Annotated in this window: 23 protein-coding genes; 19 read left to right on the top strand and 4 right to left on the bottom strand. The window is 62.1% G+C overall.

Annotated features, from left to right (window positions below; genetic code table 11):
• Positions 1-141: 141 nt before the first annotated feature.
• From AC6H4Z_RS24625 to AC6H4Z_RS24595, 7 genes are all read left to right on the top strand, one after another.
• Positions 142-1203, top strand: coding sequence for a serine/threonine-protein kinase (locus AC6H4Z_RS24625; RefSeq protein ID WP_497544627.1), 1062 nt, complete (start codon positions 142-144; stop codon positions 1201-1203).
• A gap of 143 nt (positions 1204-1346) precedes the next feature.
• The gene (locus AC6H4Z_RS24620) at positions 1347-2696 is read left to right on the top strand and encodes an HD-GYP domain-containing protein (protein ID WP_497544626.1); all 1350 of its coding nucleotides are present in this window, start codon (positions 1347-1349) and stop codon (positions 2694-2696) included.
• Positions 2693-3265, top strand: a complete 573-nt coding sequence (locus AC6H4Z_RS24615; RefSeq protein WP_497544625.1) for a SixA phosphatase family protein — start codon at positions 2693-2695, stop codon at positions 3263-3265. Before AC6H4Z_RS24620 ends, AC6H4Z_RS24615 begins: the two co-directional genes overlap by 4 nt.
• 13 nt (positions 3266-3278) lie before the next feature.
• Positions 3279-4202, top strand: coding sequence for an NAD-dependent epimerase/dehydratase family protein (locus AC6H4Z_RS24610; RefSeq protein WP_497544624.1), 924 nt, complete (start codon positions 3279-3281; stop codon positions 4200-4202).
• A 45-nt stretch (positions 4203-4247) separates the two neighbouring features.
• Positions 4248-5792 (top strand): capsule assembly Wzi family protein, encoded by a 1545-nt coding sequence (locus AC6H4Z_RS24605; protein ID WP_497544623.1) that lies wholly within the window; start codon positions 4248-4250, stop codon positions 5790-5792.
• Positions 5789-6505: a polysaccharide deacetylase family protein gene (locus tag AC6H4Z_RS24600; RefSeq protein ID WP_497544622.1), complete on the top strand. Its 717-nt coding sequence runs from the start codon at positions 5789-5791 to the stop codon at positions 6503-6505. Before AC6H4Z_RS24605 ends, AC6H4Z_RS24600 begins: the two co-directional genes overlap by 4 nt.
• Positions 6502-7404, top strand: a complete 903-nt coding sequence (locus AC6H4Z_RS24595; RefSeq protein WP_497544621.1) for a lysylphosphatidylglycerol synthase transmembrane domain-containing protein — start codon at positions 6502-6504, stop codon at positions 7402-7404. Before AC6H4Z_RS24600 ends, AC6H4Z_RS24595 begins: the two co-directional genes overlap by 4 nt.
• On the opposite strand, the gene AC6H4Z_RS24590 is transcribed toward AC6H4Z_RS24595, so the two are convergent.
• Genes AC6H4Z_RS24590 through AC6H4Z_RS24580 form a run of 3 tightly spaced genes read right to left on the bottom strand, consistent with a single transcriptional unit; the run spans position 7368 to position 10774 of the window.
• Positions 7368-8477, bottom strand: coding sequence for a glycosyltransferase family 4 protein (locus AC6H4Z_RS24590; RefSeq protein WP_497544620.1), 1110 nt, complete (start codon positions 8475-8477; stop codon positions 7368-7370). The genes AC6H4Z_RS24595 and AC6H4Z_RS24590 overlap by 37 nt on opposite strands.
• A 12-nt stretch (positions 8478-8489) precedes the next feature.
• On the bottom strand, positions 8490-9728 hold the full coding sequence (locus AC6H4Z_RS24585; RefSeq protein WP_497544619.1) for an aminotransferase class I/II-fold pyridoxal phosphate-dependent enzyme: 1239 nt from the start codon (positions 9726-9728) through the stop codon (positions 8490-8492).
• A complete protein-coding gene (locus AC6H4Z_RS24580) occupies positions 9725-10774 on the bottom strand; it encodes an N-acetyltransferase (protein ID WP_497544618.1) in 1050 nt (349 codons plus the stop codon). Before AC6H4Z_RS24580 ends, AC6H4Z_RS24585 begins: the two co-directional genes overlap by 4 nt.
• A gap of 46 nt (positions 10775-10820) precedes the next feature.
• On the opposite strand from AC6H4Z_RS24580, the gene AC6H4Z_RS24575 reads away from it, so the two are divergent.
• Together AC6H4Z_RS24575 and AC6H4Z_RS24570 are read left to right on the top strand one after the other, a co-directional pair.
• Positions 10821-11771: a phosphatase PAP2 family protein gene (locus AC6H4Z_RS24575; RefSeq protein ID WP_497544617.1), complete on the top strand. Its 951-nt coding sequence runs from the start codon at positions 10821-10823 to the stop codon at positions 11769-11771.
• Between the two features lie 19 nt (positions 11772-11790).
• Positions 11791-14367 carry an SLBB domain-containing protein gene (locus AC6H4Z_RS24570; RefSeq protein ID WP_497544616.1) on the top strand — a complete coding sequence of 859 codons (2577 nt, stop codon included), beginning with the start codon at positions 11791-11793 and terminating at the stop codon, positions 14365-14367.
• On the opposite strand, the gene AC6H4Z_RS24565 is transcribed toward AC6H4Z_RS24570, so the two are convergent.
• Positions 14364-15500: a glycosyltransferase family 9 protein gene (locus tag AC6H4Z_RS24565; protein ID WP_497544615.1), complete on the bottom strand. Its 1137-nt coding sequence runs from the start codon at positions 15498-15500 to the stop codon at positions 14364-14366. The two genes, AC6H4Z_RS24570 and AC6H4Z_RS24565, sit on opposite strands and share 4 nt — an antisense overlap.
• 38 nt (positions 15501-15538) lie before the next feature.
• On the opposite strand from AC6H4Z_RS24565, the gene AC6H4Z_RS24560 reads away from it, so the two are divergent.
• The 10 genes from AC6H4Z_RS24560 (at position 15539) to AC6H4Z_RS24515 (ending at position 26638) form a co-directional block, all read left to right on the top strand.
• The gene (locus AC6H4Z_RS24560) at positions 15539-16285 is read left to right on the top strand and encodes an FkbM family methyltransferase (protein ID WP_497544614.1); all 747 of its coding nucleotides are present in this window, start codon (positions 15539-15541) and stop codon (positions 16283-16285) included.
• Positions 16282-17349, top strand: a complete 1068-nt coding sequence (locus AC6H4Z_RS24555; protein ID WP_497544613.1) for a glycosyltransferase family 9 protein — start codon at positions 16282-16284, stop codon at positions 17347-17349. Before AC6H4Z_RS24560 ends, AC6H4Z_RS24555 begins: the two co-directional genes overlap by 4 nt.
• Before the next feature lie 129 nt (positions 17350-17478).
• The gene (locus AC6H4Z_RS24550; protein WP_497544612.1) at positions 17479-18255 is read left to right on the top strand and encodes a sugar transferase; all 777 of its coding nucleotides are present in this window, start codon (positions 17479-17481) and stop codon (positions 18253-18255) included.
• Between the two features lie 21 nt (positions 18256-18276).
• On the top strand, positions 18277-19053 hold the full coding sequence (locus tag AC6H4Z_RS24545; protein ID WP_497544611.1) for a class I SAM-dependent methyltransferase: 777 nt from the start codon (positions 18277-18279) through the stop codon (positions 19051-19053).
• 34 nt (positions 19054-19087) lie between these two features.
• Complete coding sequence (locus AC6H4Z_RS24540; RefSeq protein ID WP_497544610.1) at positions 19088-19723, top strand: polysaccharide biosynthesis/export family protein; 636 nt, start codon at positions 19088-19090, stop codon at positions 19721-19723.
• A 14-nt stretch (positions 19724-19737) separates the two neighbouring features.
• Positions 19738-21735: a GumC family protein gene (locus AC6H4Z_RS24535; protein ID WP_497547087.1), complete on the top strand. Its 1998-nt coding sequence runs from the start codon at positions 19738-19740 to the stop codon at positions 21733-21735.
• A gap of 91 nt (positions 21736-21826) precedes the next feature.
• Positions 21827-23035, top strand: coding sequence for an O-antigen ligase family protein (locus AC6H4Z_RS24530; protein ID WP_497544609.1), 1209 nt, complete (start codon positions 21827-21829; stop codon positions 23033-23035).
• Positions 23032-24114 (top strand): glycosyltransferase family 2 protein, encoded by a 1083-nt coding sequence (locus AC6H4Z_RS24525; RefSeq protein WP_497544608.1) that lies wholly within the window; start codon positions 23032-23034, stop codon positions 24112-24114. The genes AC6H4Z_RS24530 and AC6H4Z_RS24525 overlap by 4 nt, the downstream gene beginning before the upstream one ends.
• On the top strand, positions 24111-25313 hold the full coding sequence (locus tag AC6H4Z_RS24520; RefSeq protein ID WP_497544607.1) for a glycosyltransferase family 9 protein: 1203 nt from the start codon (positions 24111-24113) through the stop codon (positions 25311-25313). Before AC6H4Z_RS24525 ends, AC6H4Z_RS24520 begins: the two co-directional genes overlap by 4 nt.
• Before the next feature lie 2 nt (positions 25314-25315).
• Entirely contained in the window at positions 25316-26638 is a 1323-nt protein-coding gene (locus AC6H4Z_RS24515; protein ID WP_497544606.1) for a hypothetical protein, read from the top strand.
• The last annotated feature ends 1 nt before the right edge of the window (position 26639 follow it).

Below are 26639 nucleotides of genomic sequence, written 5' to 3'. Positions count from 1 at the left end.
AGTAACTTTCAGCGAACGACATCCGTACTGACCAGAGGCGGCACACGTCTTCCCTAGGCAAACCCTTCGGACGCTCGCTGTGTCTCAGTGGGAAAGAGCCCTTCTGCAATCCCCGCACTTCCAGGTCATTCGGTTTTCGTCATGAGTCCCCAGTCGTTCCTCGTCGATCCCTACGCTGACACGCTCGAGCTCCCGGTTTCCGGCGAGCTTCCCGTGGTGTCCGCGCACTGGGAGCACGAGCAAGTCGTCAAACACCTTGGCGCACACTTCCAGATCGTCCGCGAAATCGGGCGCGGTGGAATGGGCGTCGTCTTCCTTGCGCGCGATATCGCGCTGCACCGTCTGGTCGCCATCAAGGTCCTTCGGTACGAGTTCACGTCGTCGGAAGAGCACCGCGAGCGCTTTCGCCGCGAGGCGCGCATGACGGCGCGCCTGAGCCACCCCAACATCGTTCCGGTCCACACCTTCGGCGAAATCCATGACGACGCGGGCAATGCGCCGCTCGTCTACATCGTCATGAAATACGTGCACGGTGAGTCGCTGGCTGAGCGCATGCGGCGCGAACACACGCTGCCGGCGAACGAAGTGCAGCGCATTCTTCGCGATCTCGCACTGGCGCTGGATTCGGCGCATCGCGACGGCGTTGTGCACCGCGATCTCAAGGCGGAGAACATTCTGCTCGAGCGTGGAAGCAATCGCGCGTTGCTCACTGATTTCGGTGTCGCGCTGCAGCGGTCGCTCGATCCGGTTCGTGCGGACTCGTCACGCGCGTTTGGTACGCCGCACTACATGTCGCCCGAGCAGGCCGCTGGTGAGCTCGACATCGACAATCGGAGCGATCTCTATTCGGTCGGCGTGCTCGGCTACTACATGCTGACCGGCGTGCTTCCCTTCGACGGTCAAACGTTCGAAGCGCTTGCCGCGAAGCACATCACCGAATCGCACGTTCCGCTCTCGGATGCGCGCCCGGACGTTCCAGAAGCGTTGTCGGCGGCGATCGAGCGCTGCCTGATGAAGAGCCGCGATGAGCGTTGGCGCACCGGGCGTGATCTGGCCGATGCCCTCGTCGATGCCCCCGCGCGGCGCCGCTGGTTTGGCGCGAAGAGAGTCCCGGCGGCGACGCTGTTCCGTACCCGAATGATCGCCGAAATGGCGATGATCACCACTGTCGTGAAGGCGTTGGTGAAGTGGAGCGCCATCTAAGCCGAGTCTAGGCTTAGGGAAGGTGAGCGGGGCCGCGCGTTGCGCGGCCCCGTTTTGTCTGTCTAGACCTTACACCCGCGACGTGCAACAGTCGGTCGGGGGCGGACGAGGCCGATGAGGGATAGGTGCGGACACCGGACACGATGACAACGAGCGCGGCACCCGCAGTGCAGGTGAGCCTCTCCGAGGTTCTCGCCGCGCTGTCGCACGCGCTCGATCTCACGGAAGGTCAACCACTCGGCCACACGATTCGCGCGTGTCTCATTGGGATGCGCATTGCGGACGAACTTTCGTTGCCGGCAACCGATCGCTCCGCTCTGTACTACGCGCTGCTGCTCAAGGACGCCGGGTGTTCGAGCAACGCGGCGCGCATGGCGGCGCTGTTCGGATCTGACGATCGGCACGTCAAGCCGCGCATGAAGCTCGTCGACTGGCACGCGCGCTTTACGCTCGCGTTTCAGACGGCGAGAAACGTTGGCGAAGGAAAGTCGATTGCGGAACGCTTCAGACACTTCGCGGCGATTGCGCAGACAGAAGGGATGACGCGTGATCTCATCGCCGTCCGTTGCGAACGCGGTGCATCCATCGCGCTGCAACTCGGCTTTCCTGAGGCGACCGCCAGCGCCATTCGCTCGCTCGACGAGCATTGGTGTGGCCTCGGTTACCCGGAGGGACTGACGGAAGAGCAGATTCCGTTGCTCGCGAGAATTGCAAACATCGCCCAGGTGGTCGATGTGCTTCATGACTCGCGCGGCGTGCGCGGAGCGCTACGCGAGGTTCGTCGGCGACGAGGAAGCTGGTTCGATCCGCGACTGGTCGACGTGGTGTTGTCGTGGGAGCGCGACGATGAATTTTGGCGATCTCTGCGAGCTCCCGATATTCGCGCGCGCGTAGTCGCGGCCGAACCGACGGACAACGTGCGCTTCGTGGACGACGATGGCCTCGATGCGATTGCTACCGCGTTCGCGGCGATCATTGATGCCAAATCTCCGTATACGTCGAGCCATTCGGCGCGCGTTGCTTCGTATGCGCGCGTGCTTGCCGGAGAATTGGGCTTCGACGCCGATGAACAACGACGGATCTATAGGGCGGGTCTGCTCCACGATATCGGCAAGCTCGGTGTGTCGAATCGCATTCTCGACAAGCCGGGTAAGCTGTCGCCGGAGGAGTGGACGCAGATGCGCGAACATCCGAAGTACACGATGTCGATTCTCTCGCAGGTATCTGCGTTTGGCGGCTTTGCATGGACCGCGGCAACGCACCACGAAAAGATCGATGGCTCGGGCTATCCGTGGTCCATCAAAGACAAACAGCTCGACCTGTCGGCGCGGGTGTTGGCCGTGGCCGACATGTACGACGCGATCACTTCGAGTCGCCCGTATCGAGACGGCATGACGCACGAGGATGCAGTGCGGTTGCTTGAAGGGGAGCGAGGCGCCAAACTGTGCGAACGGGCTGTGGCGTCCGTAGCGTCTCTCAAGACAAATCAATGAGCTCCTTCATGCGTTCAATGCAGTCGGCGTTGCTTGGCGGGCTCATGCTCGTTGCGGCATCCGGCTTGTCAGCACAGCGCGACAGCCAGGCGATGACCGTGATCGTCGTTCGCCACGCCGAAAAGGCTGCCGCGCCCGCAGACGATCCGCCGCTGACCGCGGCGGGCGAAGAACGCGCCCGCGATCTTCTGGCGGCGATTCGCGACGCCGGTGTGACTGTCGCGATCACGACGCAGTTCGCGCGAACGAAGGGAACCGCCCAGCCAACGGTTGCCGCGCTGTCGATACCGACCGAGGTCATCACAGCGGGCTCTGGCGCAACGCATCCTCAAGAGGTTGCTGCGGCGGTCCGGAAGCATGCGGGACATACGGTCCTCGTCGTCGGCCACTCGAACACCGTACCGGCAATCATCGAGGCACTGGGAGCGAAGCGACCAGCGGCCATCTGTGATGCCGAGTATGACAATCTGTATATCGTGACGATTGCGGCCGACGGAAGGGCGGGCGTCGTTCGGACCAAATTCGGCGCTCGGACTCCCGTTGATGCGAGCTGTGCGGCGATGAAGTAGCGGGAGGCGTGCGATGATCGTGGCCGTCACTGGTGCGAACGGGTTCATCGGCCAGAATCTCGTCCGTCGCCTTTCTTCCGCAGGCTGGGAAGTGCGCCCTATCGTGCGTCGCGACTTCGAGGACGACGGGCTGGTCGGCAAACTTTCTGGCGCCGATGTCGTGGTCCACGCTGCCGGAGCGACGCGCGCTCCGAGCATTGCGGAACTCCGGGATTCGAACGTCCGGCTGACTCGGCACGTATTCGACGCGGCTCGGCGCGCTGGCGTTGGACGGTTCGTCTTCATCTCGTCGCAGGCTGCCGCTGGGCCGGCTGTGTCGCGCGAGCGACCGCGGCGAGAGGACGACGAGTCCGCTCCGATCGAGGCGTACGGACAAACCAAGCTCGACGCGGAACGAGTTCTGCACTCCGCAGGCACACTGCCCTTCGTGATTCTGCGTCCCGCCGCCGTCTACGGCCCGGGAGATCGAGACTTTCTGTCCATGTTTCGCTTGGCTCGTCGAGGTGTCGCCATTCATCCGGGAAACCGGAATCAGTGGATCTCGATCATTCACGTCGACGATCTCGCGAGCGGCGTGCTACGCGCGAGCGTGGATGATCGCGCATTGGGCCGTGCCTACTTCATGGCGAACGATCATCCGATTCAATGGGGCGAGCTATTTCGTGAATGCGCGACGTGCGTCCAGCGCTCACTAAAGGTGGACCTAGAGGTTCCGAGAACACTCGTCCGCCTTGGTGCGGCGGCTGGTGACATCGCGGCGTCAGTCTCAGGTCATGCCGGTTTGCTGACGAGCCAGAAGGTCGCGCTCGCCGCACCGGAGTTCTGGGTTTGCTCCAGTGAGCGCGCGAAGCAAGAGATCGGCTTTTCCCCAACGGTTCGGCTGTACGATGGCCTGCGCACGACGCACGAGTGGTACACGACGAACGGTTGGCTCTGATTGAACTCGATCTTCCGTCGCGCTGCGTTAGCCGCAGTCATAGGTGTGTTGCCTTCGCGATCGTTCAGTCAGGCAACGCCGCTCGTTTCGCCGACCGCAGGAGTGTATCGCGATGTCGAGCGCCTCGCCGCGATGGGGCTGATCGACACACTGCTGGTGGGTGCGCGGCCATTCAGCGAACGAGAAATCCGGCGCTTGCTCAACGAAGCGCAGAGAAACATCAGTCGTGCGCGGTCCGGAGGAGCGTGGGCACAGCAAACGATCACTTTCGATCTCGCGCGATACACGCGAACCGAGAACCGCGCGATCGACGCGATTGGCGCCGAAGTCGCTGGCATGGACAGCCCGTATCGCACGATCCCGAGTGACTTCAACGGCCGGGTCGACGCGGTCATCAATCCGCTCGTCGCGTACCGGCAGGGACGACCGATCGCGGATGGAGGAACTGCCACCATCGAGTCGATGCACGCCGCGCTGCTCGGCTCACACTTCGCGGCGACATTGAATCCTCGTGCGACCATCGCGACGGGGATGTTCTACGGGGGTCAGGCAGACCTTCGGCTACAGTCGGGATCCCTCAACAGTCTGTTCGGCGACTTCTCGATCGAAGCTGGACGGGACTATGCGATCTTTGGCCAGGCACCGACGGGCGGGCTGTTGCTCTCGGACAACGCGCCGGCGCTCAATCTCGTTCGGATCTCGAATGATCGCCCTTGGCGGATCCCACTCATCTCGCGACTGCTCGGCCCCATGCGCGGCGTGTTGTTCGGCGCTGATCTCGGCTCGGATCACCAGCCACATCCGCACTCAAAGCTGATTGGCTACCACGTCGCGGCGCTTCCTCATCCACAACTCGAGATCGGCGTTCAGGTCATCGACGCAATGGGCGGAAACGGCGGCCAGCCCGCGAGCTTCGGCGATCGCGTGCTCGACGTCATTCCCATCATCGATGCATTGAGAACGTCGTCGGATTTCCAGTTCTCGAACAAACTCGCTGGTGTCGATCTGCACTGGCGCATGCCGCGTTGGCGCGGCTTCGAGTTCTACGCCGAGGGCAACGCCGACGACTTCGACGGACGCAACCTGAGCCGTGGGTTCACCGATGACGCAGGCTATCTATTCGGGCTGTCATTCACGTGTCTGATGGAGTGCGGTGCGCTTGGTGTTCGGGCCGAGTATCATAAAACTGGGATTCGCTACTACACGCACTCGGACTATCCAATCGCGATGAACCAGCTGTTGCTCGGAGATCCCCTCGGGCCTCGTGGCGTCGGTGGGTATGTCACGCTCGACAGGGACGCTGGACCGTTCGGCCAATTGTCGGTCAATGGAGCCTTCGAGACACGGAGCGGCAACACCTATCGTTCGGCAACGACTGGCGCTCACGAAGAGGGATTTCACTTCGAGCTCGTCGATCGCCGCCCGAGTGAAAAACGCGCGCGGGTGATGGCCACCTGGACGCGCGCACAAACAACGTTGCTTTCGCTCACCATCGCTGGCGGCGTAGAACGCGTAGCGAACTTCAATTTCGTTGGTGGCGACGATCGAACGAATGTACTCGGGCGCGCAGCCGTGGTTGTACGGCCGTGAGAGACAATAAACCAGTCGTCGCTTTCACCGTGGACCTCGAGCCTGACTGCCCGCCGTTCTTGCAGGGTTATCGCGGAGTAGAACACGGACTGCCGGCACTACTCGAAGTCCTCGCAGATCTCGGCGTTCCCGCGACGTTCTTCACGACTGGCGACGTTGCGACACGGTATCCTCGCGCGGTCGAACGTGTACTCGCGGCCGGCCACGAGCTCGGCTGCCACGGGATGACGCATACGGCGTTCACGTCTCTAGATGTGCAAGCGGCGCGGAGGGAGATTGAACAATCGGCGGCGATACTTCGCGCGTTCGCGCCAGTGACGTCGTTCCGCGCGCCGTACCTCCGCTTTCCAGACGAGTACGTCGAGCTCTTAGAGAATTCCGACTTCGATCTCGACTCGTCGCAGGCGAAGTACAAGCTCGCGTACTACAAATCACCGCCGACCAAGATGCGTCGCATCGCTGCGTCAGTGACGTCGTCCGTATTGCGGCTGCCGAATCCCGTGCGACGCGCCTATCTGGCCGCGCTGTCGAATCCAATTGTGCTGTTCGTGCATCCGTGGGAGTTCGTCGATCTCCGCCGCGAAAAGCTCAGGCTCGACTGTCGCTTCAAGACGGGTGATATCGCACTTGGCTGTGTCCGCGACGTACTGACGTCCTACGCACACCGCAACGCGCACTTCGTTCGGATGCGAGAACTCGGCGCAATGCAATGACATTTGCGTGGACGCCTGGACGACGACGACTCGCACTCGTCTTCGGTTGGCTAGTTGCTACGTCGCTGCTGGTCGTTTGCGCGCGGACGGTCGATTGGACACGAGCGAGCGACGTCCTCTCGGCGGTACGTCCGGGTTGGATCGCGATCGGGGTCGCAGCGAATGCCGCCATTCTCATATGGTGGGCGGCCTTTTGGCGAGCGCTACGTCCGGACAACGAAACCGCCATTGGATTCGGTCGGATGTTCGAGATCGCGTCGACAGCATCAGCCTTGATGAATACAGTACCGTTCGGCGGCGGCCACGCGTCGAGCATCGTTCTGTTGATTCGGCGTGGAAACACGACGCAGCGTGGCGCGCTGTCGGTGATGGCGCTCGATCAGCTAGGCGAAGGATTGGCGAAGGTGACGGTGTTTCTGCTCGTCGGTCTCCTCGTGCCACTACCACCGTGGATGCGTGCGGGAATCACGACGGCGTCACTGATTGTCGGTGCGTGGTTCGTCACGTTGCTGGTCGCGTCACGTTGGGCCAAGGAACTCCGCCTTTTCCGACGGCCACGCGCATTGCGGGCGATGGGCTACGTGCTCGGGATGAAAGCGGTGGAGGCGTGCGCGATTGCCGCAATTCAACACGCTTTCGGTCTCGCGATTCCGTTATCCGGGACGCTTCTCGTACTCGCGTCGGTCATTCTCGGCTCGATGATTCCCGTATCGCCCGGCAATCTCGGAACGTACGAGGCGAGCGTGTTTCTCGCCTATCGATACCTTGGCGTCACGCCGGAGCTGGCGATGAGCCTCGCACTCGTGCAGCACATCTGCTTCATGCTGCCATCAGTGGGCATTGGCTACATCTATATATCCGCTCACACCGTGGCACGAAGTGCGATTGCCTCACGATAAATCGCGAGGTGATCGTCGACGACAGTGGACCAGTCAAAGGCCGGCGTTGTTGTCCGATTGAAGTGTGCAATCGCCAATCGGCGCTTCTTGTCGACAGCGAGATGGGCTACGAGCTGCGCCATCTCCTCATCGGACGAAGCGAGTAGGCCACTCTGCCCATGCGAAATGATTTCGGCGACGCCGGAGTTGCGCATGGCCACGACCGGAACGCCGGCGCAGCGCGCCTCGAGTGCAGCGAGGCCGAACGATTCGCGAATGGTCGGAAGGACGAAAACGTCGCTTGCAGCGAGGTGCTGCCGAATCTCGTCACGCGTTTGGCGCCCAACCACGGTGATTCGATCGGAGAGGCCGCCGCGGACGATTGCTCGTTCGAGCGATACCCGCTGCGGACCATCGCCAATGATGCGAAGATGGACACGCCTTTTCGGCAGAAGGGTTGCAAGACGACGACTGAAATCGACGAGCGCCAACGGCCGCTTTTTCGGATTCAGGCGCATCACCGTCATGAGTCGCAGCGTGTCGTCAGTACCCGCAACAGGTTCGACGCGCCAGAAGCCCGCATCGATACCGTTCGAGAGAACACTGATTGTCTGCTGCCCCGCTGCCGGACGTACATCGCGCGCCACACGCTCGCTGACCGCGGAGTAACGCACAGGCCAACGCGACGTGCGAAGCGACAGATTCACCAGGCGAGCGAGCAGCGGCGTCTGCGGAACGACAGAATGGAACGTCACTGCCGCCGGAATTCCTCGGCGCTTTGCCTCGAGGGCGCCGCCGAGTGCGACAGGCGAGACGATGCTGACATGACAGTGCGCGACGTCGACCTTCTCGTCCGCGATGGCTTTGCCAACGGCGTGAATGCCACCGGGTGTGACCAGAAAGTCGAAGCGAGGCGCCCGAAGTCCATCGATACGGCGAACGCGAATGCCATCCAGCGTTTCGTCGCCGCGCGTGGAGGTGATGACCACTACGTCGTGCCCGCGACCCTGCAACTGAATTGCGAGGTCGCGCAGGTGGAGCTCAATGCCTCCAACGCGCGGATGAAACCAGTCGCAGATGAGCGCGACTTTCATCGGTAGCCTCGGTCAAAGGGAGGCGTTCGCGGGAAACGACGTGAATTCGGCACGAGCGGATGCGTCGGACCGTCCGAGCGACATCGATCGCGTCACGCTTTCAAACGCGGCGAGGACACGGTCGATCTGCTCGTCAGTGTGCTCGGCCGACATCGAGACGCGAATCCGACATGCGTGCGCCGGAACGGCGGGCGGAATGATCGGATGGGTGAACACGCCTTCGTCGAATAGCGCGCGCCAAGTAGACATTGCGCGAATCGGATCGCCGACCAGCACCGGAATCACCGGCGTCTGCGTCGCGCCGACATCGAGTCCGAGCGCACGAAGTCCGTCGGCTACGCGAGTGGTGTTGCGCCAGAGTCGAACGCGCCGATCCGGTTCCTCGCGTAGTAGATCGAGCGCAGCAAGCGCGCCGGCGACCGACGCCGGAGGCATGCTGGCGGTGAAGATCAGCGCGCGACTGTGATGACGCAAATATCGAATGACGTCTTCTTGTCCGACGACAACGCCGCCGACCGACGCTAGCGACTTCGAGAATGTCGCAAGCAGCAAATCGACACTGTCGCCGAGGCCGAAGTGGCTTGCCGTTCCAGCCCCGTCGTCGCCCAGGACACCAAGTGCATGCGCTTCGTCGACGAGAAGTGCTGCGCCGTGCTCCTTGCTAACCGCAACGAGCGCTGGCAAGTCAACGATGCTGCCTTCCATGGAAAACACGCCGTCCGTGACGACGAGTCGCCCTGCGTCGCGCGGCGTACGCGCGAGTTGTCTGGAAAGTCCGTTCACATCACCGTGCGCGTAGCGATGTATCTCGCCCAAGCCGAGCCGCGCGCCGTCAACGAGCGACGCGTGATCGAGACGATCGAGGAAAACGTGGTCGCCGCGGCCAAGGAGTGGAGCGAGCGCACCAAGACTTGCCTGATAACCCGTGGTGAAGACTAGAGCCGCCGGCTTCTTGAAGAACTCCGCGAGGCGAGCTTCGAGTGTGTAGTGAAGGTCGAGCGTCCCGTTCAGGAAGCGACTACCCGTGGAGCCAGCGCCATACCGAAGCGCAGCGCGGTGGCTCGCCTCGAGAACTCGCGGGTGATGGGTGAGCCCGAGGTAATTGTTCGAGCCAACCATGATCTTCCAAACACCCCCGATCCGTGCTTCGGTCGCCGTGGTCTCCTGAATCGGCGTGAAGTACGGATAGATGCCCATTGCTTGCACTTCGAGCGGCGTCGTGTACGACGCACACTTATCAAGAATGCTCATAGCGCCGGAACGATGGGCCGATCGTAAATCCGCCATCGGCGATACTCCTTTGCGCCGAGGGCAACCAGCGGACGGTTGAGCTTGTCATTGTCCTCGAGAATCCACGACGCTTCTGCGCCAACCGCGTTGAATTCTCTCCCACGACGAAACATCTCATGGGCGAAGAGCGCGAAGATACCGCGCTTGCGGTACTCCTCCTTGGCGCCGAGGATCATGATGCGTCCACTTCGAATGCGTCGTTTTGCGGCAAGGAGCTTGAAGAGTCCGGTCGGAAAGAGTCGTCCATTCCCAACGGCCTTGAACGCATGATGAAAGTCTGGAACGATGATCATGAAGCCTGCCGGCTCGCCATCGACTTCCGCCATGAAGGTGAATTGCGGCCACACGATGTACTTCAGGACCTGAGCTTCGTGCATGAAGCTTTCTTTCGACATGGGGACGAATCCCCAGTTGGGCTCCCAGGCCGAGTTGTAGATCTCCCAGCAGCGTTCAGTTTCCTGCTTGAACTGCTTCAGATCGAGATCGCGAAAGGTCAGGCGCTGGCCTTTGAGAGCTCGCTCGGCGTGGATGCGGTATCGTTCGGGCATCTCGAATGCCCGCTCCCCTTGCATGGGGAAGAAATACGCAAGCAAGTCTTTGGCCTTGGCGAATCCGGCCGACTCCAGGAGGGTCGGGTAGTACCGCGGATTCCACGTCGTCATGATCATCGGGTGCCAGCGGAATCCCCGGACGAGCATGCCGCATTCATGGTTCGTGGACGGATTTACGGGGCCGCGCATCGTATCGAGGCCACGATCGCGAAGCCAAGCCTCGGCGGCGGCGAAGAGGGCCGCTGACGCCTCCGGGTCATCCTGACATTCGAAGAAGCCAAAGAATCCCACGCGATCTTTGTGGAACTCATTGTGCGCTCGATTCTCGATTGCGGCGATTCGGCCGACCGGTTGACCGCTGCGCAGTGCGAGAAACAGCTGGCGATCGGCCGATCGATAGAACGGATTGTTCTTGGTATCGAGCGCGTCGCGCACGGCGATACGCAGCGGAGGCACCCACTGGGGGTGGTCGTGCCGATTATAGATCTTCCAAGGGAGATCTATGAATTGGCGCAGAGCGCGAGATGATTGGACCGAGATGAGTTCAACGGGCACGTCAGCCAATGTAATCCACGAAGTTGTCGGTTCGCACGAACGGCTGAGGTCGATTCTGCGTGGACCGCGCGCGATCGCGTTGATTTCGCTTGCCGGCTATCTCGCGCTTTCGGCGGGCGTACTCGCGGCCAGCGGACATCAAGGGTTTGCCGCGGTGCACGGACTGGCCGTGTTGGTCATCGGCTGGACGATCCTGCCGCGCGGGCAGACCGCGCGAGTGATCGGCGATGTCCTCCCGCTGATCCTCGCACCGGCGCTATACGGCGCGATTCCAATGTTGATCGCGGCCATCAGTGGCATAGGTGGCGGAAGCCCCGTCTATCACGACACGGCGATTCAGCACCTGGAGCTGTCGGTTTTCGGCTCGCAATTGTCTCAGGGATTGGCGTCGCGTGTCCCATTTCTTGGCTTGAGTGAACTGTTACACGCCGGCTACCTCGCCTACTACGTCGCGATCTTTGTGCCGCCGCTGGCTCTGTTTGTGCACAGAGAGCGACGCGCGTTTGCTCAAACGGTGGCGGCGCTGACGATCACCTATTTGGTCTGTTGGGTGATTTTCGTGCTCGTTCCGGTTGAGGGACCGCGCTATGTGTGGGGAGCGAACCCAACCGTACCTGATGGACCGATTCGGCGGCTGACGCTCCACATCCTCGCCGCCGGCTCGTCGCGAGGTGCGGCGTTCCCGTCATCACATATGGCGGTGATGGTAGTGCAGACAGTCATGGCATTCCGGTGGCAGCGTCGAATGGCGTGGGCCCTCACTGCCGTGACTTTGCTCGTCGGCATCGGCGCCGTTTACGGCGGCTTTCACTACGCTGTCGACATCGTCGTTGGCGCTGGACTTGGCGGGGCGATCGGAGCTGCAGTCCTCTCTCGGCGATGGCCTTTGAATCCATGATCAATCTGTGATCTCATCGATGTTTGCACGCGCAATTCGTCTTCTCGCACTTCCAGTTAGTCTTGCAGTCGTCAGCACATCGAGTGCGGCGCAGGGCACGCCCGTCCCCTTGCCGACCCAGGGCAACGCACCATCGCCCACCCAGGCGCAGCAGATGTTGCAGAACAATCCCGGGATGGTTCAGCGCCTGACGCAAATGATGCAGTCGAGCGGTCTGACGCCGGAGCAAATCCGCGCGCGACTCAAGGCGCAGGGATATCCGGATTCGCTACTCGATCAGTACCTACCCGGCGGAACGCGCCCCGATTCGACGTTCGTGCCCACCGAAGACGTCTTCACGGCTCTGCGCGCGATCGGCGTTGGCGACTCGCTCTTCGTGGATTCGCTCAGTGTGCGAGCGCGCGGCTTTCGGCGCATGCGCGCCGGAAACGACTCAGCGTTTCTCGATACGGTCAAGACGGCGATGAAGAACGACACGATCGCCGCGGCCGTACGCACGTTGCTCAAGTCACGCGAGTTGCAGCGTCAAACGATGGACAGCGGCTTCACCGTATTCGGCGTCGACCTCTTTCAAAAAGAATCGTCGCAGTTCGACGCCAATATGACTGGAGGTGCCGACGCGAACTATCGCTTTGGCGCTGGCGACAAGCTGGTCCTCTATCTCACGGGCGACGTCGAGAAGTCATATCCGCTGACGGTAAATCCGCAGGGGTTTGTGTTCATTCCCGATGTTGGCGTCATCAACGTCGCTGGCGAAACACGAACGCAGCTCGAGGATATGCTGTATAACCGACTCGGTCGCGTGTACTCGGGCGTCCGGCGCGGGGCAGGTGCAACGACGCGCTTCTATATCGATCTGGGTCAGATGGGAACGAACCAGGTGTATGTGAACGGCGACGTCGTTCGACCGAACAGCTATCGCGTGTCGCGCGCGAGCACGGTGATGACCGCGTTGTACATGGCAGGCGGACCAACACAACGTGGTTCGCTGCGCCGAGTGGAGGTGCGTCGCAACGGTCAGGTAGCGGCGACGCTCGACGTGTACGACTACGCGCTGCACGGGGATGCGTCGAATGACGTGCGATTGGAAAACGGTGATATCGTGTTCGTGCCGCCAAAGGGCGGCGATGTTCGGATCTCTGGCGCGGTGCTACGTCCGGCGACGTATGAACTGAAGCCTGGCCAATCACTCGCCGACGCGATTGAGATGGCGGGGGGATTCACGCCAGCGGCCGATCGACGCCGGATCCAGGTGGAGCGAATAGTTCCGCCGGACAAGCGCGGTTCAACGGGCACCGATCGCCGCATGGCAGATTTCTCGGCCGAGCTCCTCTCCACGGCGCCGGCCCTTGGCGGCGACGTCATTCGCATTGTTGATATTCCGAATCGTGTCGCGATGCGTGTGAATGTGCGGGGCAGTGTGTGGACCCCTGGAGCGTTGGGATTCTCGCCGGGGATGACGTTGTTCGACGCGCTCCGCCGCGCAGGCGGCTTGCGACCCGACAGCTACCTTGGCGATGTCCAGGTCACGCGACTGAATCCGGACTCGACCCGGTCGATGCTGCGCAGCGAGATACTCGATACGGTCGGGCATCCGGCGACGAACTTCTCGCTCGCCGATGGTGACGAAATCACCGTCTTCTCGACGACCGAGATGCGTCCTGTGCGGTATGTGACAGTGGGTGGCGCGGTGAAGAAGCCGGGCGCGCGTGTCGCGTTTCGCGATGGCATGACGCTTCGTGATGCAGTGCTTCTCGCCGGCGGGTTGCAGGAAGGCGCGCTGCTCACCGAAGCCGAGGTCGCGCGACTTCCCGAGAATCGCGCGGCTGGTGTGACGGCCGTCACCACGACCGTGCCCTTGGACTCGAGCTACCTGTTCGAGCGCGGGCAGGACAGTCGATACGTCGGACCGCCGGGCGTGATGATTGGGACGATAAAAGCGACTCCGGAGCTTCTCCGGCCATATGACGCTATCACGATCAAGTTCCAGCCGGAATGGCAACTTCAGCAAACCATCACGCTTCGCGGAGAGGTGAAGTATCCCGCGGACTACTCACTCATCTCGCGTACGGAACGACTGTCTGACCTTCTCGCTCGTGCGGGCGGGCTGACGCCGTCGGCCTATGCGAACGGCATCGTCTTCGTGCGCAAGCGCGACGGCGTCGGCCGCATCGGCATCGATCTGCCGGACGTGCTGCGCGATCCGAATAGTGTCGACAATCTGCGTTTGGTCGACGGCGATTCGATCTTCATTCCAAAGTTTACGCAGGTCGTGATTGTCCGCGGCGCCGTGAACACGCCGGTTGGCGTGGCATACGTAGAGGGAGCGAACCTCGACTACTACCTGCGTTCAGCTGGTGGTGTGATCCCGACAGGTGATCACGGCCGCGCGTACGTGACTCAGCCGAACGGAAAGGTGGCAACGTTCCAACGCCACTTCTATCTGTGGGAGTCGAAGCCGCAACCGCAGCCCGGAAGCACCGTGGTCGTACCGCTCAAGGATCCGAACGACAAACGTGAATGGGCAACAATTGCGACGGCGGCGACTTCGATTCTGGGAAGTCTCATTGCCATCGCCGCGATCATCAGACGCTAGTTCGGCCGTTCGGCCAGCTCATCGATGGCGCGAAGGACCGCGTCGACCGCGATCCCGTCCATGCAATCATGACGCTGGCCAGTGTACTCGAAGCCGAGGTTGAGATATCCGGAACCCGCATGCGTCGATACGACGGAGCGGGTACGCGGACCAAGCGGGCCCCAGCGACGAAGCGGCGTCGGGCCTTCGAGACTGACGGTCGGAGCACCCACGAGACTCGATAGATGCATGACGCCAGTGTTCACCGCGACGACGACTTCGGCGCGCGACAGAACGTCCGCCAGCTCAGGAAGGGTATAGCGACCGGCTGCGTCGACGGCATCGATACCTGCCGACCGCATAGCAGTGGAGAGAGAATCCGTTCGATGGCGTTCACCCGGTCCACCCGAGAGCACCACGGTCCAACCGCGGTTGGCCAACGCAGTCGCAACGGATACCCAACGTTCGGTTGGCCACTCCTTCACATGATGCATGTAACCGCTCGACCATGCGTGAAGAACGGCGTAGGGGCCCGGTGGATAGTCGATGAGCACACGCGGCGCGGTAATCTGCGCGGGCGATTGCGGATCGACGCCAATTTGAGCCAACAGCCGAGCGTAGTTGTCTCGCTCGTGCACGGCATCGGAATGCGCAATCGAGCGGTCGAAGCCGAAGTGCCGGTGCTGATTGGACGTCGCGAATCCGACGCGCATGCGCGCGCCGGACAACGTTGCCAGAAGCGCATCGAAGCGAGGCCACGCACCGAGATCGACGATCAGGTCGAGTTTCGCATCGCGAATTGCCCGAACGGCGCCGAGCGGATCGCGCGGCGACACGACGATATGCTCGTCGGCGCAGCCGGGGAGCAACTGCGCCGCGGCGCGGTTGTCAGGGCCGGAGATGAATACGATCGTCGCAGCGGGATGAGCTCGCCGAAGATCGATGAGCAACCCGGCGAGCAGCAACGTGTCGCCAATCGCCGCACTCTTCAACAGACCGATTCGTCGCACCGAGTCGAGCGAAAGAACGTTCCGTTTGCGTTGCAGCGCGAACGGTGCGAGCAAGGCGACGCCCGCATAGCGGTCGATCCGCTTGAGCAATCCATTTCCGCGCGCCGCGGCGGCGCTGGAATCCGGAACCACGACCGCGGTCATATCGTGGCCAGAGAAGGCCGCATCGCGGGTGGCCGTCGATGAGCATCGCGTCTCGAGCACGAGGCATCTTGCCGATGCATCTGCAGCCGGTGGCGCGCTACCACTATGAGCGCTGGCGCGGCCTGCTGGAGCGCGAGCTCCCGATCTTCTGCAATCAGATAAAACGGCACGATGTCGTGGTCGACGTGGGTGCAAACGTTGGCATCTACGTGCACGCGCTCAGGAGGCGCGGTGCGATCGTCGAAGCCTTTGAACCGCAACCCGCGTGCTCAGCGGTCCTCCGAGCGTACGCGACCGCAAATCCGGCAGTGCGGGTGCATTCAGTTGCACTTGGCGCAGCGACGTCGCGAGCGACGCTGTCCGTTCCCATCGAGGGCGGCCGCTTGGCGCGCGGGTCGGCGACAGTGCGTGCGATGGCGGAAGCGGCCGGCGAAATGATCGACGTTCCAGTTCACACACTGGACTCGTTCGAGTTCGATCGAGTCAACGCGATCAAGATCGATGTGGAGGGCGCCGAGTTGGATGTTCTACGCGGAGCGACTGAAACACTGCAGCGAGCACGTCCGTTGCTGCTGGTTGAGATCGAGCAACGTCATCATGGCGATTCGATGGCAGCCGTGTTCGCGTGGCTCGACAACGTCGGCTACGACGGTCTCGTGCTCCTGCCGGGGAAGGGAATGCAGCCGCTGAGCGAGTTCGATCCGTTCGAGCATCAGCGCACGGACGCCGCGGGACGTCCGGTAGGCGTTTATGTGAACAACTTCCTCTTCCGCGCCCGGAAATGAGCGGGCCCACCGCCGCAGAGCATTTTCTCATCGTCCGTTTAGCGGCGGTCGGGGATGTCGTGATGGCGTCGACACTCGCCCGACGAATCCGAGATGAGCGACCAAGCGCGAAGATCACCTGGTTATGCGGCAGCACCCTCGCTCCGCTCGTCCAGCAGTTTGCCGACGTCGATGATGTCATCACTGTGGATGAACGGCGCCTACTCCGGGGCAACGCGTTTGCTCGTGCGTCGGAGCTCGCACCATTGTGGCGGACGCTACTGAAACGACGATTTACTCAAGTCATGCTGTTGCACGTCGATCGTCGCTACCGCGTTGTGACGGCCCCACTCGTCAGGACGCCAACGTCGACGTTGATCCGCGCGGTCCACGGCGCGATGAACCCAGTGCCCGGGCGGTACTTCGGTGACGAATACGCGCGCGTGTTCGACGGATTGCAGCACATCGGTCCGTTAGAGAATCGCTATCCACTCGGGCGACTGAAGCCATTGCCGCTGCTCGAGCACTTCAGCCGCGACGAGTCACGTCCGCGCGTCGCGATGGTGCCCGGTGGCGCGCGCAATGTCATGCGCGAGAGTGGTGTGCGGCGATGGCCAGTTGAGCACTACGCCAACGTCGCGCGATCGCTGGCTAGTGAGGGAAGTCACATCACGCTCGTCGGTGACGCGAACGACGCGTGGGTGCGGCCGAGCTTCGCCGATGTCGAAGTCGACGATCGCATCGGGACGACGACGCTTCCGGAAACGCTCGCACTCCTGGCGTCGAGCGACCTCGTCATTTCGCATGATACCGGACCCATGCATCTCGCGCGTCTCGCGGGCGTACGCCTGCTCGCGCTTTTTGGGCCGACGATGCCGTCGCAATTCGTCGTCGAGGATTCGCGCACGACTGTCCTCTGGGGCGGCGCGCATCTCCCTTGTCGGCCGTGCTACGACGGCCGCGAATTCGCGGCGTGCGCCGACAACAAATGCATGTCGAGCATCGAGCCTGAAGTCGTCATCGGCACTGCGCGCGCGATACTCCGTCGCGCAAAGGTGCGCGGCGATGTCATGAGTACACGATGACCAAAGTGCTCTCATCACCAGTTGCGCATCTCTGAAACGACGCGCGCTGGCCCACAACTAGCATACACAGGTGGCCTTAACGCGGTCTGGGCATCGTTGTGCCCGGTCGCTCTATCCACGACGCAGAACGTGACGCCGACTACCAACGCAACGAGAACGAGCAATACCGACGGCCGGGGTCGGAAGGCCGCGAAGGCAGGCACGCGAGCGACGTCGATCGCGTTGGTGCGAGATAGAGCAATCGACATGGGTGCAATCGCGCCCGCAGCGCAGATCGATCGGGCGCCGGCGGCGCGCGAGGCGGTCGCGCTCAAACGGGGCGTCGATATGCTCGGGGCGTTGATCGCGTTGATCATCGTCGCCCCGGTCATCATCGTGATCGCATTAGCGATCAAACTGGAGTCGCGTGGGCCGGTGTTCTTTGCTCATCGACGACTGGGACGGAACGGACGGCTATTCAATTGCTGGAAGTTCCGCTCAATGCACGCCGACGCCGAATCACGATTGCGCGCGGATGCGGCACTCCGGAAGCAGTATGTCGCAAACCACTTCAAGATCCCGACGCACCTCGATCCGCGAATAACCCGACTGGGCCATTTCTTGCGACGCAGCAGCCTCGACGAATTGCCGCAGCTCTGGAATGTGCTGTGCGGCGAGATGTCGCTCGTTGGTCCCCGTCCGATCGTCCCGCTCGAGTCAACGTACTATGGCGATTCGCTGTCACTGCTTCTCTCTGTCCGTCCAGGCCTCACAGGGGCATGGGCAGTACACGGGCGTAGCAGCGTCGGGTATCCGCACCGTGCGTCGATGGAGCTCGACTACGTCCGCGGTTGGTCGCTCGGCACCGACCTCGTCATTCTGTTCCGGACTCCGACCGCCGTCTTCAGTCAGCGCGGCGCGTACTGACTCGGCACTGCCGAGCCAACGATGACAGAACTACCGAAAGCATTGCGCACCGAGCGTTCCCGTTGGGACCGCCTGGCTCGCGATCCGTATTACGCGGTCATCAACGCCGAGGCGAATCGGAACAGCCGGTTCACCGACGACGCGAGGCGAGAACTCGTCGACTCTGGTGAACGCGATATCGCGCAGACCGTCGACGACATTCGTCGCTGGATCGCACCGGATTTTCTTCCGAAGGAAGCGGTCGACTTCGGCTGTGGTGTCGGCCGTTTGACAATCCCACTGGCGCGGCTCAGTCAGCACGTCGTTGGCATCGATATCAGCGATGCGATGCTCACTGAAGCTCGACGAAACTGCGTCGAAGTGGGTGTCGACAACGCGACGTTCGTCACGTCGGATGTCTATTTTGGCCGTGATGGTTCACGCAATGACGTGGACTTCATCCACGCCTTCATCGTTTTTCAACACATTCCACCGAAAGCTGGAATGTGGTTGGCCAACGAACTCGTCGGCCGGCTGCGAACCGGTGGAATAGGCGCGCTGCATTTCACCTACGCCCGGCGCTCGACCCGACTGCGACAGACAGTTAATCGCCTGCGCCGCCACGTTCCGGGCGTCAACCGAGTCGCGAACATCGTGCAGCGTCGTCCGATCGGCGAGCCGTTCATCCCGATGAACAACTACGACATCGGAGCGCTTTATCGAATGCTCGCTGACAACGGGTGCCGCGACGTGCATTCACGTCTCACGGATCACGGCGGCCACCTCGGCGCAATGCTGATCTTCCGAAAAGGCTCATAGCCGCTCTTCTCACCGCTGGTGAACTATTGCAATGATGCGCCACGCTAGAGCGTTCGGCCCATTTGTCGTCGCTGCGGCCCTGGTTGCTGTGCAGTCGCTGACGGCGCAAAGTCTGCAGAGTTCGGCGGTCCGACTCCCGACGGCGCGACTGGCCGCGGGAGACGATGTGGTCGTGGTCGTGTTTCAGGAAAAGGAACTCAGTGCGCGAGTCTATGTCGACGGACGCAATCAGATTGCGCTGCCCCGACTCGGCGTCTTCGACGTTGGTGACATGACGAGTGACATGCTCCGCGACACTGTCCGTGCGCGGTACGCGACGTTTCTTCGCGAGCCGTCGGTCGACGTGCGCGCGCTTCGCCGAGTGACGGTGAACGGCGCGGTGCTCAAGCCCGACGTCTACTATGTGGATCCGTCTTTGACGCTCCGCGATGTGATCGCCCGCTCTGGTGGCGTGACATCCGAGGGAAACACCAAGAAAGTGATCGTGGTGCGTGGCGCACAGTCGACGCAGTATCCCGACTGGAGTGACACGGAGCAGGGCCTTACGGAAATGCGTTCTGGCGACGAAGTCGTCGTCGGGCGTCGTAGTTGGATTTCGCTCAACACGGGGTCGATCATCGGCGCGGTCGGCGTACTCACGTCGTTGGCGATCGCGTTCCTCCGGCATTGAACGCCGTGACGACGATGGGGGAGCGTGCCGATCGCATCGACGTGATCGAGCTGGCGCATGCGGCGCGGCGCGGGTGGCGCGCGCTCGCAGCGTGCACGATCCTTGGCGCGCTTGGTGGCCTAGCCGTACTAACCTGGGCTCCACGACGCTTTGCCGGGTCGGCGAGCATCGTCGTTAAAGCGGCGCCGAGCTCAGGCGCCGGCTCTGTCCTCGCCAAACTTGGATTGGGCGACGCAGCCCCCGCGCTCGGCGCGCCCGCACCGCTCGAGACCGAAGTCGCGATCTTATCGAGTCGCGCACTCGTTGGCGGCGTCATCGATTCGCTCCGCCTGCAGGCCGATGTAACGTCGCCGCGCTCGGTGACTGGTCGCGATGTCATTTCGCAGATGCGACTCGCGCCGGCGTTTCCAAAAGTCACATATACTGTCGAGCAGGTCAGCGGAGCCCAGTACCGCCTGTCGGTTGGCGACAAGCGCTTCACTGCAGAGGCGGGTAAACCGGCCGTGCTACCCGAAGGGACAATCGTCCTCCGGGCCGACACGATACTGCCATCGAAATTCTCGCTGCTGCTGCTCGATCGAGAGGACGCGCTTACCGCAACGCAGCAGCGTGTTTCGGTCACGAAGACCACCGGCAGTGAAGTATTGAACGTTTCCTACCAGGCGCCCGATTCGATGACGGCGGCCGCGGTACCAAACGCGTTGATCGCCGACTATCTCGTTCGGCGTCGCACCGTGGATCGCGGAACGAACGCGTATCGCGCGGCATTCCTGGGAGCGCAGCTCGACACCATCGGACGCACGCTGGCCAGCGCCGAGGATTCATTACGCCGTTTTCAGGAAGCGACCGGGATGGTGCAGCCCGATGTACAGGGCAAGCTGCAACTCGATCAGGCGGCGGAGCTTCGGACGCAAATTGGCGCGGTCGACGTCGAGCGCGGCGCGCTGGAGCAGCTCACGTCGCAGATCACGTCGGGGCAAATGAGCGCGCGACAGCTTGCAGTCTATCCCGCGTTCCTCAAGAGCGCAGCAATCAACGAGCTCCTAGGACAGCTCGTGAAGGTCGAAACCGACCGCACGCAATTGCTCGGTCGTCGCCTCGAGTCGGACCGCGACGTTCTGGCGCTCACGCAGAGCGCCGCAAACATCGAAGGCCAGATCAAAGCACTCGCGGGAAGTTACAAATCGTCGCTCGACAAACAGCGCATCGATATGACCGCGCAGCTCGACACCATTCGCCACACACTCGGCACATTCCCGAGTGCCGCAGAATCGAGCGGACGGTTGCAGCGCCAGGCAAAGCAACTCGCGCAGACCTACGCAGCCCTTCAAGCACAGTTGGTGGAAGCGCGTCTCGCGGCAATCGGGGAGGGCGGTGACGTTCGTCTTCTCGATGGCGCGACTCCGCCAAAGAAGGTCGTCTTTCCCAAGAGAATGATGACGATGGGTATTGGTGTCGGCGCAGGCCTTTTCATTGGGCTCATCATGGCGCTGCTTGCTGGTACCCTCGGTCGATACGTTGAAGACCCACAGGCGATCGAACGAACGACAGGAGTACCGGCACTTCGTCTCGACACGAGTGTTCCGCTGCTCGTATCGGGCAATGCGATTTCGACGACGCTGCTTCTCGTGCCAATTGACGGCCGTGTGAGTACGGCGGGAGTTGCCGAGAGGCTCGCACGTGTTGCGTTGGCGCGAGGCAGTGAGCCGGCGGTACTCGATCTGTCTGGCGCGGGGACGTCAGCAACGCAATCGACCGCTCTCACGACAGACGTCAATGCCACGATGGCGCGTCTGGAGTCGGCGCACGGGATGGTCATCGTCCGGCTCCCGGCGCTTGCCGCGGACGAAACCGCGGCGGCGCTGCGGCCAGAGCGAACGGTGTTGTTTGTCGCGCCGCCCGGACGCCTCGAGCGACGACAGTTGGTCGAAGCCATCCAGACACTTCGCCGACTGGATGTGCCGTGCGCTGGCGTCGTAGTCAACCGCGCGAGCGATGGCGCGCACGTCTAGCGTCGGAGTGGCGCATCCGGTCGTTGTCGTTCCACTGGTCCCGGACCGATCGCGTTTCGAGATACGAGTCGCGTCAGCCGTTTGCCTGACCGTGACGGTTCTTTTTGTGGGGAATCTCGGCCGCATTCCGATCTTCTCCACTGGTGGCCGTGACGTTCCAATACTCGTCAATGATTTCGCGGTCGCGGCGCTGCTTGCGATTGGCGCGTTGGCGATGGCCTTTCACAGATCGCTGTATCTCGATCGGGCGAGTGGCCTCGCGTTGGTGTTTGCCGGACTGGGCGCGCTATCCGCGGCGCTGGCGGTTCCACGCTTCGGGCTATCTGGCTTCGACGCGTTCGTAAGTCTCAGCTACCTCGCGCGCTGGCTGTTCTACTTCGGCGTCTACGTTGTGGTGATCAACTCCGTTCGCGCCGCGGACGTCGGCCGAGTATGGAACGCCCTCGAAGGGACCATTCTCGCGTTCTCGGTATTTGGAATTCTCCAATCGGCGTTTCTTCCGGGTTTCGCCCAGATGGTGTATCCCGATTCGCGCCCCTATCTCGATTGGGACATTCAGGGTCGCCGCCTCGTATCTACGTGGCTCGACCCGAACTACGCGGGGGCATTTATCGCGATTGGGCTGATCGTCTGCCTCGCTCGCGTCGCGTGTGGAGCGAAAGTCGCTCCGTGGAAGCTGCTCGTCCTCGGCGTCGCGCTCATTCTCACCGCGTCGCGAAGTTCGATTCTCGCGCTGCTGGTCAGTGGCTGTGTGCTTTTCGCGATCACGGGTCTGTCGAAGCGGTTGCTGCGCGCGCTCGGTGTTGCCGCGCTGCTGATGCTCATCGCGCTACCAAAGCTCATTCAGTTCGCCGCGTCCTTCAACAAATTGGGCATCGACCCGTCTGCAATGGCTCGACTCACGTCGTGGCTGCACGGCTGGATCGTCCTGCGCGATCACTGGGTGATCGGCATTGGGTTCAATACCTGGGGATACGTCTCCGAGCGCTACGGTTGGGTTCGATCCTTCTCTGCGACATACGGCATCGATGGCGGGCTCTTCTTCGTGCTAGTGCTGACAGGTGTGGTCGGGCTCGCGCTATACGCGGCAATGCTCTGGTCCGTGTTTCGCACCGCCCTCAGAGTCTGGCGAGATCGAGCGCGGCCGGCTGATGCGCGAGGCCTCGCCTTGGGTGCAGCGGTAACGGTCCCGATGATCGTCGTGCACAGCCTTTTCTCGAATAGCCTCTTACTGCCGTTCTTAATGGAGACGCTCTGGGTCCTGTGGGCACTGCCGTCGGTGCTGGTGACGGATTCATGAGTCACCCGCGCGTGCACATCGTGCTGCTCAACTGGAACAGCGCCGCCGACACGCTCGAATGTCTCGAGAGCGTGATGCGCATTGACTATCCGAACTATCAGGTGGTCGTTTGCGACAATGCGAGCAGTGACGATTCGACGGAGCGGATTCGAGCGTGGGCCAACGGGTGTGGTGAAGGCAACGAGCCTTGCGATGATCTTCGCCATCTGATGGACGCGCCGCGCCTCGATCCAACGCCATTCGCCGAGATTGATCGTGCTGTCGCGGAGCGCGGCGGGACACCGGAAAGCCGGAGCGCGAGAGTGGTGCTCGTGCACAACGGCGGCAATCTCGGATTCGCCGGCGGAAACAATGTTGGCATTCGGTACGCAATTGCCGCTCGTGGCTCAAACGACGACGGCTTTGTCTGCCTCCTGAACAACGACACGGTAGTATCGCGAGAATGGCTATCTCGGCTAATGAGGTCGATCACCGCCGATGCGACGATCGGTGCCGCCGGTGCAATGCTATTCGAGTACTATGAACCGGAACTCGTGGAGTCTGCCGGCGGTGGCGTGGTGCACCCATGGCAGGGAATGCCCCGGGGCACTTCCGCCACGCGCCAGCGACGCGGCACGAGCGCGTCGATACCTCGGCGGCTGGATTTTCTCACCGGGGCGTGCATGCTCATGCGAGCATCGACGCTCGAAAAAGTCGGTCTGATCGATGAGCGCTTCTTCCTCTACTGTGAGGACATCGAGCTCTCGCTTCGGATTCGCCGAAATGGCTGGCGGATCGCGCTCGTGCCAGACGCCGAGATGTGGCACAAGAACGGAGGGACGACGCGAGGGCAGGGGGCGAAGCGGGACTACTATATAGTACGCAACTCCCTGTTGCTGGTACACAAGCTGTATCCAATGCTGATACCAGCGGCGATGGCATTTTCGCTCTATCGCTGTGCCCTCCCGAAGATCCTCCGCCGTGACTGGACGCGATTGCGCGCTGTCACGAGCGCCTATCGGGACTTCTTCAGCTTTGTTGGTGGCAATACCGCCGCCGCCGGAATTGGGGAGTCCGTTCCCCAGCGGTCCGCGTCGTGACCGACCGCGCGAACAACTCTCCCCTTCGTGGGCGATATCTCGTTCGCAACCGAGGGTGGAATGCGGCGCTTCGCGTCACCGACGCTGTCTTGTCCACCGTAGTCCGGACGAAACCAGCGGAATCACAGAGAGCGCCGCGTCGCATTCTCGTCGCCGTAGGTGGACAGCTCGGCGACGCGGTGATCGCCACGAGCGTCCTGCCGTCGCTAGCAACGCTGTTTCCCGACGCGGCCATCGGGATGCTATTGCCATCTTGGTCGCGCGCCGTGGTCGAGGATCATCCGCGACTGCGATGGATCCATCACGCTGATCATTGGAAAATAAATCGCGCCACGCCCGGCGCTGGATTGAAATGGCGACGGTATCGCACGACGGCGGATCGCGTCATCAAAGAACTCGCAATGGTGGACTACGATGTCGCGATCGATCTGTACGCATACTATCCAAATGCGGCGTGGCTGCTGTGGCGTGCGGGCATTCCAACACGTATAGGCTACACGAGTGGCGGTTGCGGTCCGCTCTATACGACAGCAATCGATTGGCGGCCGACCTCCGGGCATACGGCGGCTCAACACAACCGACTGATCCGCGAGCTAGGCGCCGTGGATGGCAACGCGCTCGCTTACGACCTTCCGCCCATCGGTGCCGATGCACAGCGCGGTGCGTCGCGCGCAGTTCGAGGTGCATTTGTGGTTGTGCATCCGGGAACCGGCGACTTACGAAAGGCGTGGCCTCGCGAACGATGGCTCCAGATTATCGAGCGGCTCGTGAGTGCTGGCGAACGCGTCGTCATCACCGGACGCGGAAATGCGGACGCGCAAATCGCTGCTGAGCTGCGAGCGGCTCATCCGACCGTTGTGAATCTCGTCGACCAGCTCGACTGGCCGACTTTTCGTGCGGTGGTCGCGCGCGCGTCACTGCTCATTGGCCCGGACTCGGTGGCCGCTCATGTCGCAGCCGCAGAGCAAGTGCCAACGATATCGATCATGGCCGCGATGAGCGATCCGGATTACTGGCGCCCACTCGGCAACAATGCCGTAGTGCTCACGCGCGAGCTTTCCTGCTCCCCGTGCTTTCGGAAGAATGGCTGTGAGCAGATGTCGTGCGTGCGCGATGTATCAGCCAATGACGTCTTCGCCGCGTATGAACGGCTTCGCGGCAAGGCGCGTCGCTACGTCGCCGTTGGAAACGCGGACTGATTGTGCGCCGCTATCTAGACATCCTCAGTCGCGCGGCGATGACGAGCGCAGCATTGGCGCTCGGTGCCGCCGCGGTTTCGTGTGACCCGTGCGCTGGTGTTGTTGGTTGCGCGACCTCGCCGCGCGTCGCGGTGCAAGGTCGTCTCGTCGATGTCGTCGACGGCCGAGCTGTCTCGGGCGCTCGTGTCTCACTCGTACGCACTGACGTGACGCCGCGAGACTCCACCTGGGCGCTCACCGATGGCCAGGGCAACTATCAGCTGGAGCTCAGTACGGGATCCGGCACGTTCGACGTCGACGTGGAACCCGCGGGACTCGCGCCATATCAGGTACACGGCCTCAAGCTCTCGAGTGCTACGAGGGCGGGCGACGGAAACGTACTTGGCGTTTGGGTCAATCGACCGATCTTCGGAGTCGCACTCGAGTTGATTTACCGTTCGAACGGCGAGCCTGTCACGAGTGGGACAGTCTCATTCCGTCGCACAGGGGGTGTTGCGATCTCCGGCGGTGGCCTGGTCAACGGAGTCTTCACGTCCGGCATCGACGTGGCCGGCCGAGTGGCGATTCTCGCGGGCGTGTACGCAGCAGGTACGGATCCGGTGATTGGAGAGCTATCGATCACGTTTCCGGACTCGCTCGGCGTATCGGTCATTCCCGATGTTCGTATTCAACCGAGCTACGATTTTCGGCCGCGCGACGTCTTGCGAATGGCAGTCGGGCCGGAGCTCGCTTGGGTGTTGAGCATTTACAACCGCGCCACGGTTGCCCCAGTTCCGGGAACAACTGTGTCGTTCCGTCGAACCAGCGGAATTGGCACGTCGCCGGAGTCGTTCAGCGCGGCGACCGACGTCGCTGGTCAAGTTCGCTTTCCCCTGCAAGCGTTGCAAAACGGGACGGTCGTTGGTGATCTGACAATTCAGCCACCAGCGCCATTTCATAGCTATGTGAAGACCGGCTTTGCGCTGTCGACGTTCGACGCAGATGGCGTGCGATTTCTGCAGCCGCTTGGTGTCGGTCCGCATCTGCCGTGGCTTGGTGTCGTCCAGTGCAGCGGCAAGCCGCTCAAAGGCGCAACTGTCAACGTCGTCCGGGTCGGCGGTATAGCGGCCACGCCGGCCAGTATGAGTGTCACCTCGGATGTGAATGGCTACTTCAGTCTGAATTTCAAACCCGCCGACTACGGCGATCTCCTCGTGGATCTCGAGTTTTTCCCGCCAGCGGGGAGTGGATGCATTGGTTATGTGCAGCACGGTCTGCACCTGCCCACGTTGGACTTCGACACGGACGGCAGATTCATTGCCGCCTGGGATCTTCCGCAACGATGAC

The sequence above is a fragment of the Leucogemmata humicola genome, assembly GCF_055379415.1.
The sequence above is the reverse complement of the archived record's forward strand: the minus strand, read 5'-3'. Positions and strand labels throughout refer to the sequence as shown.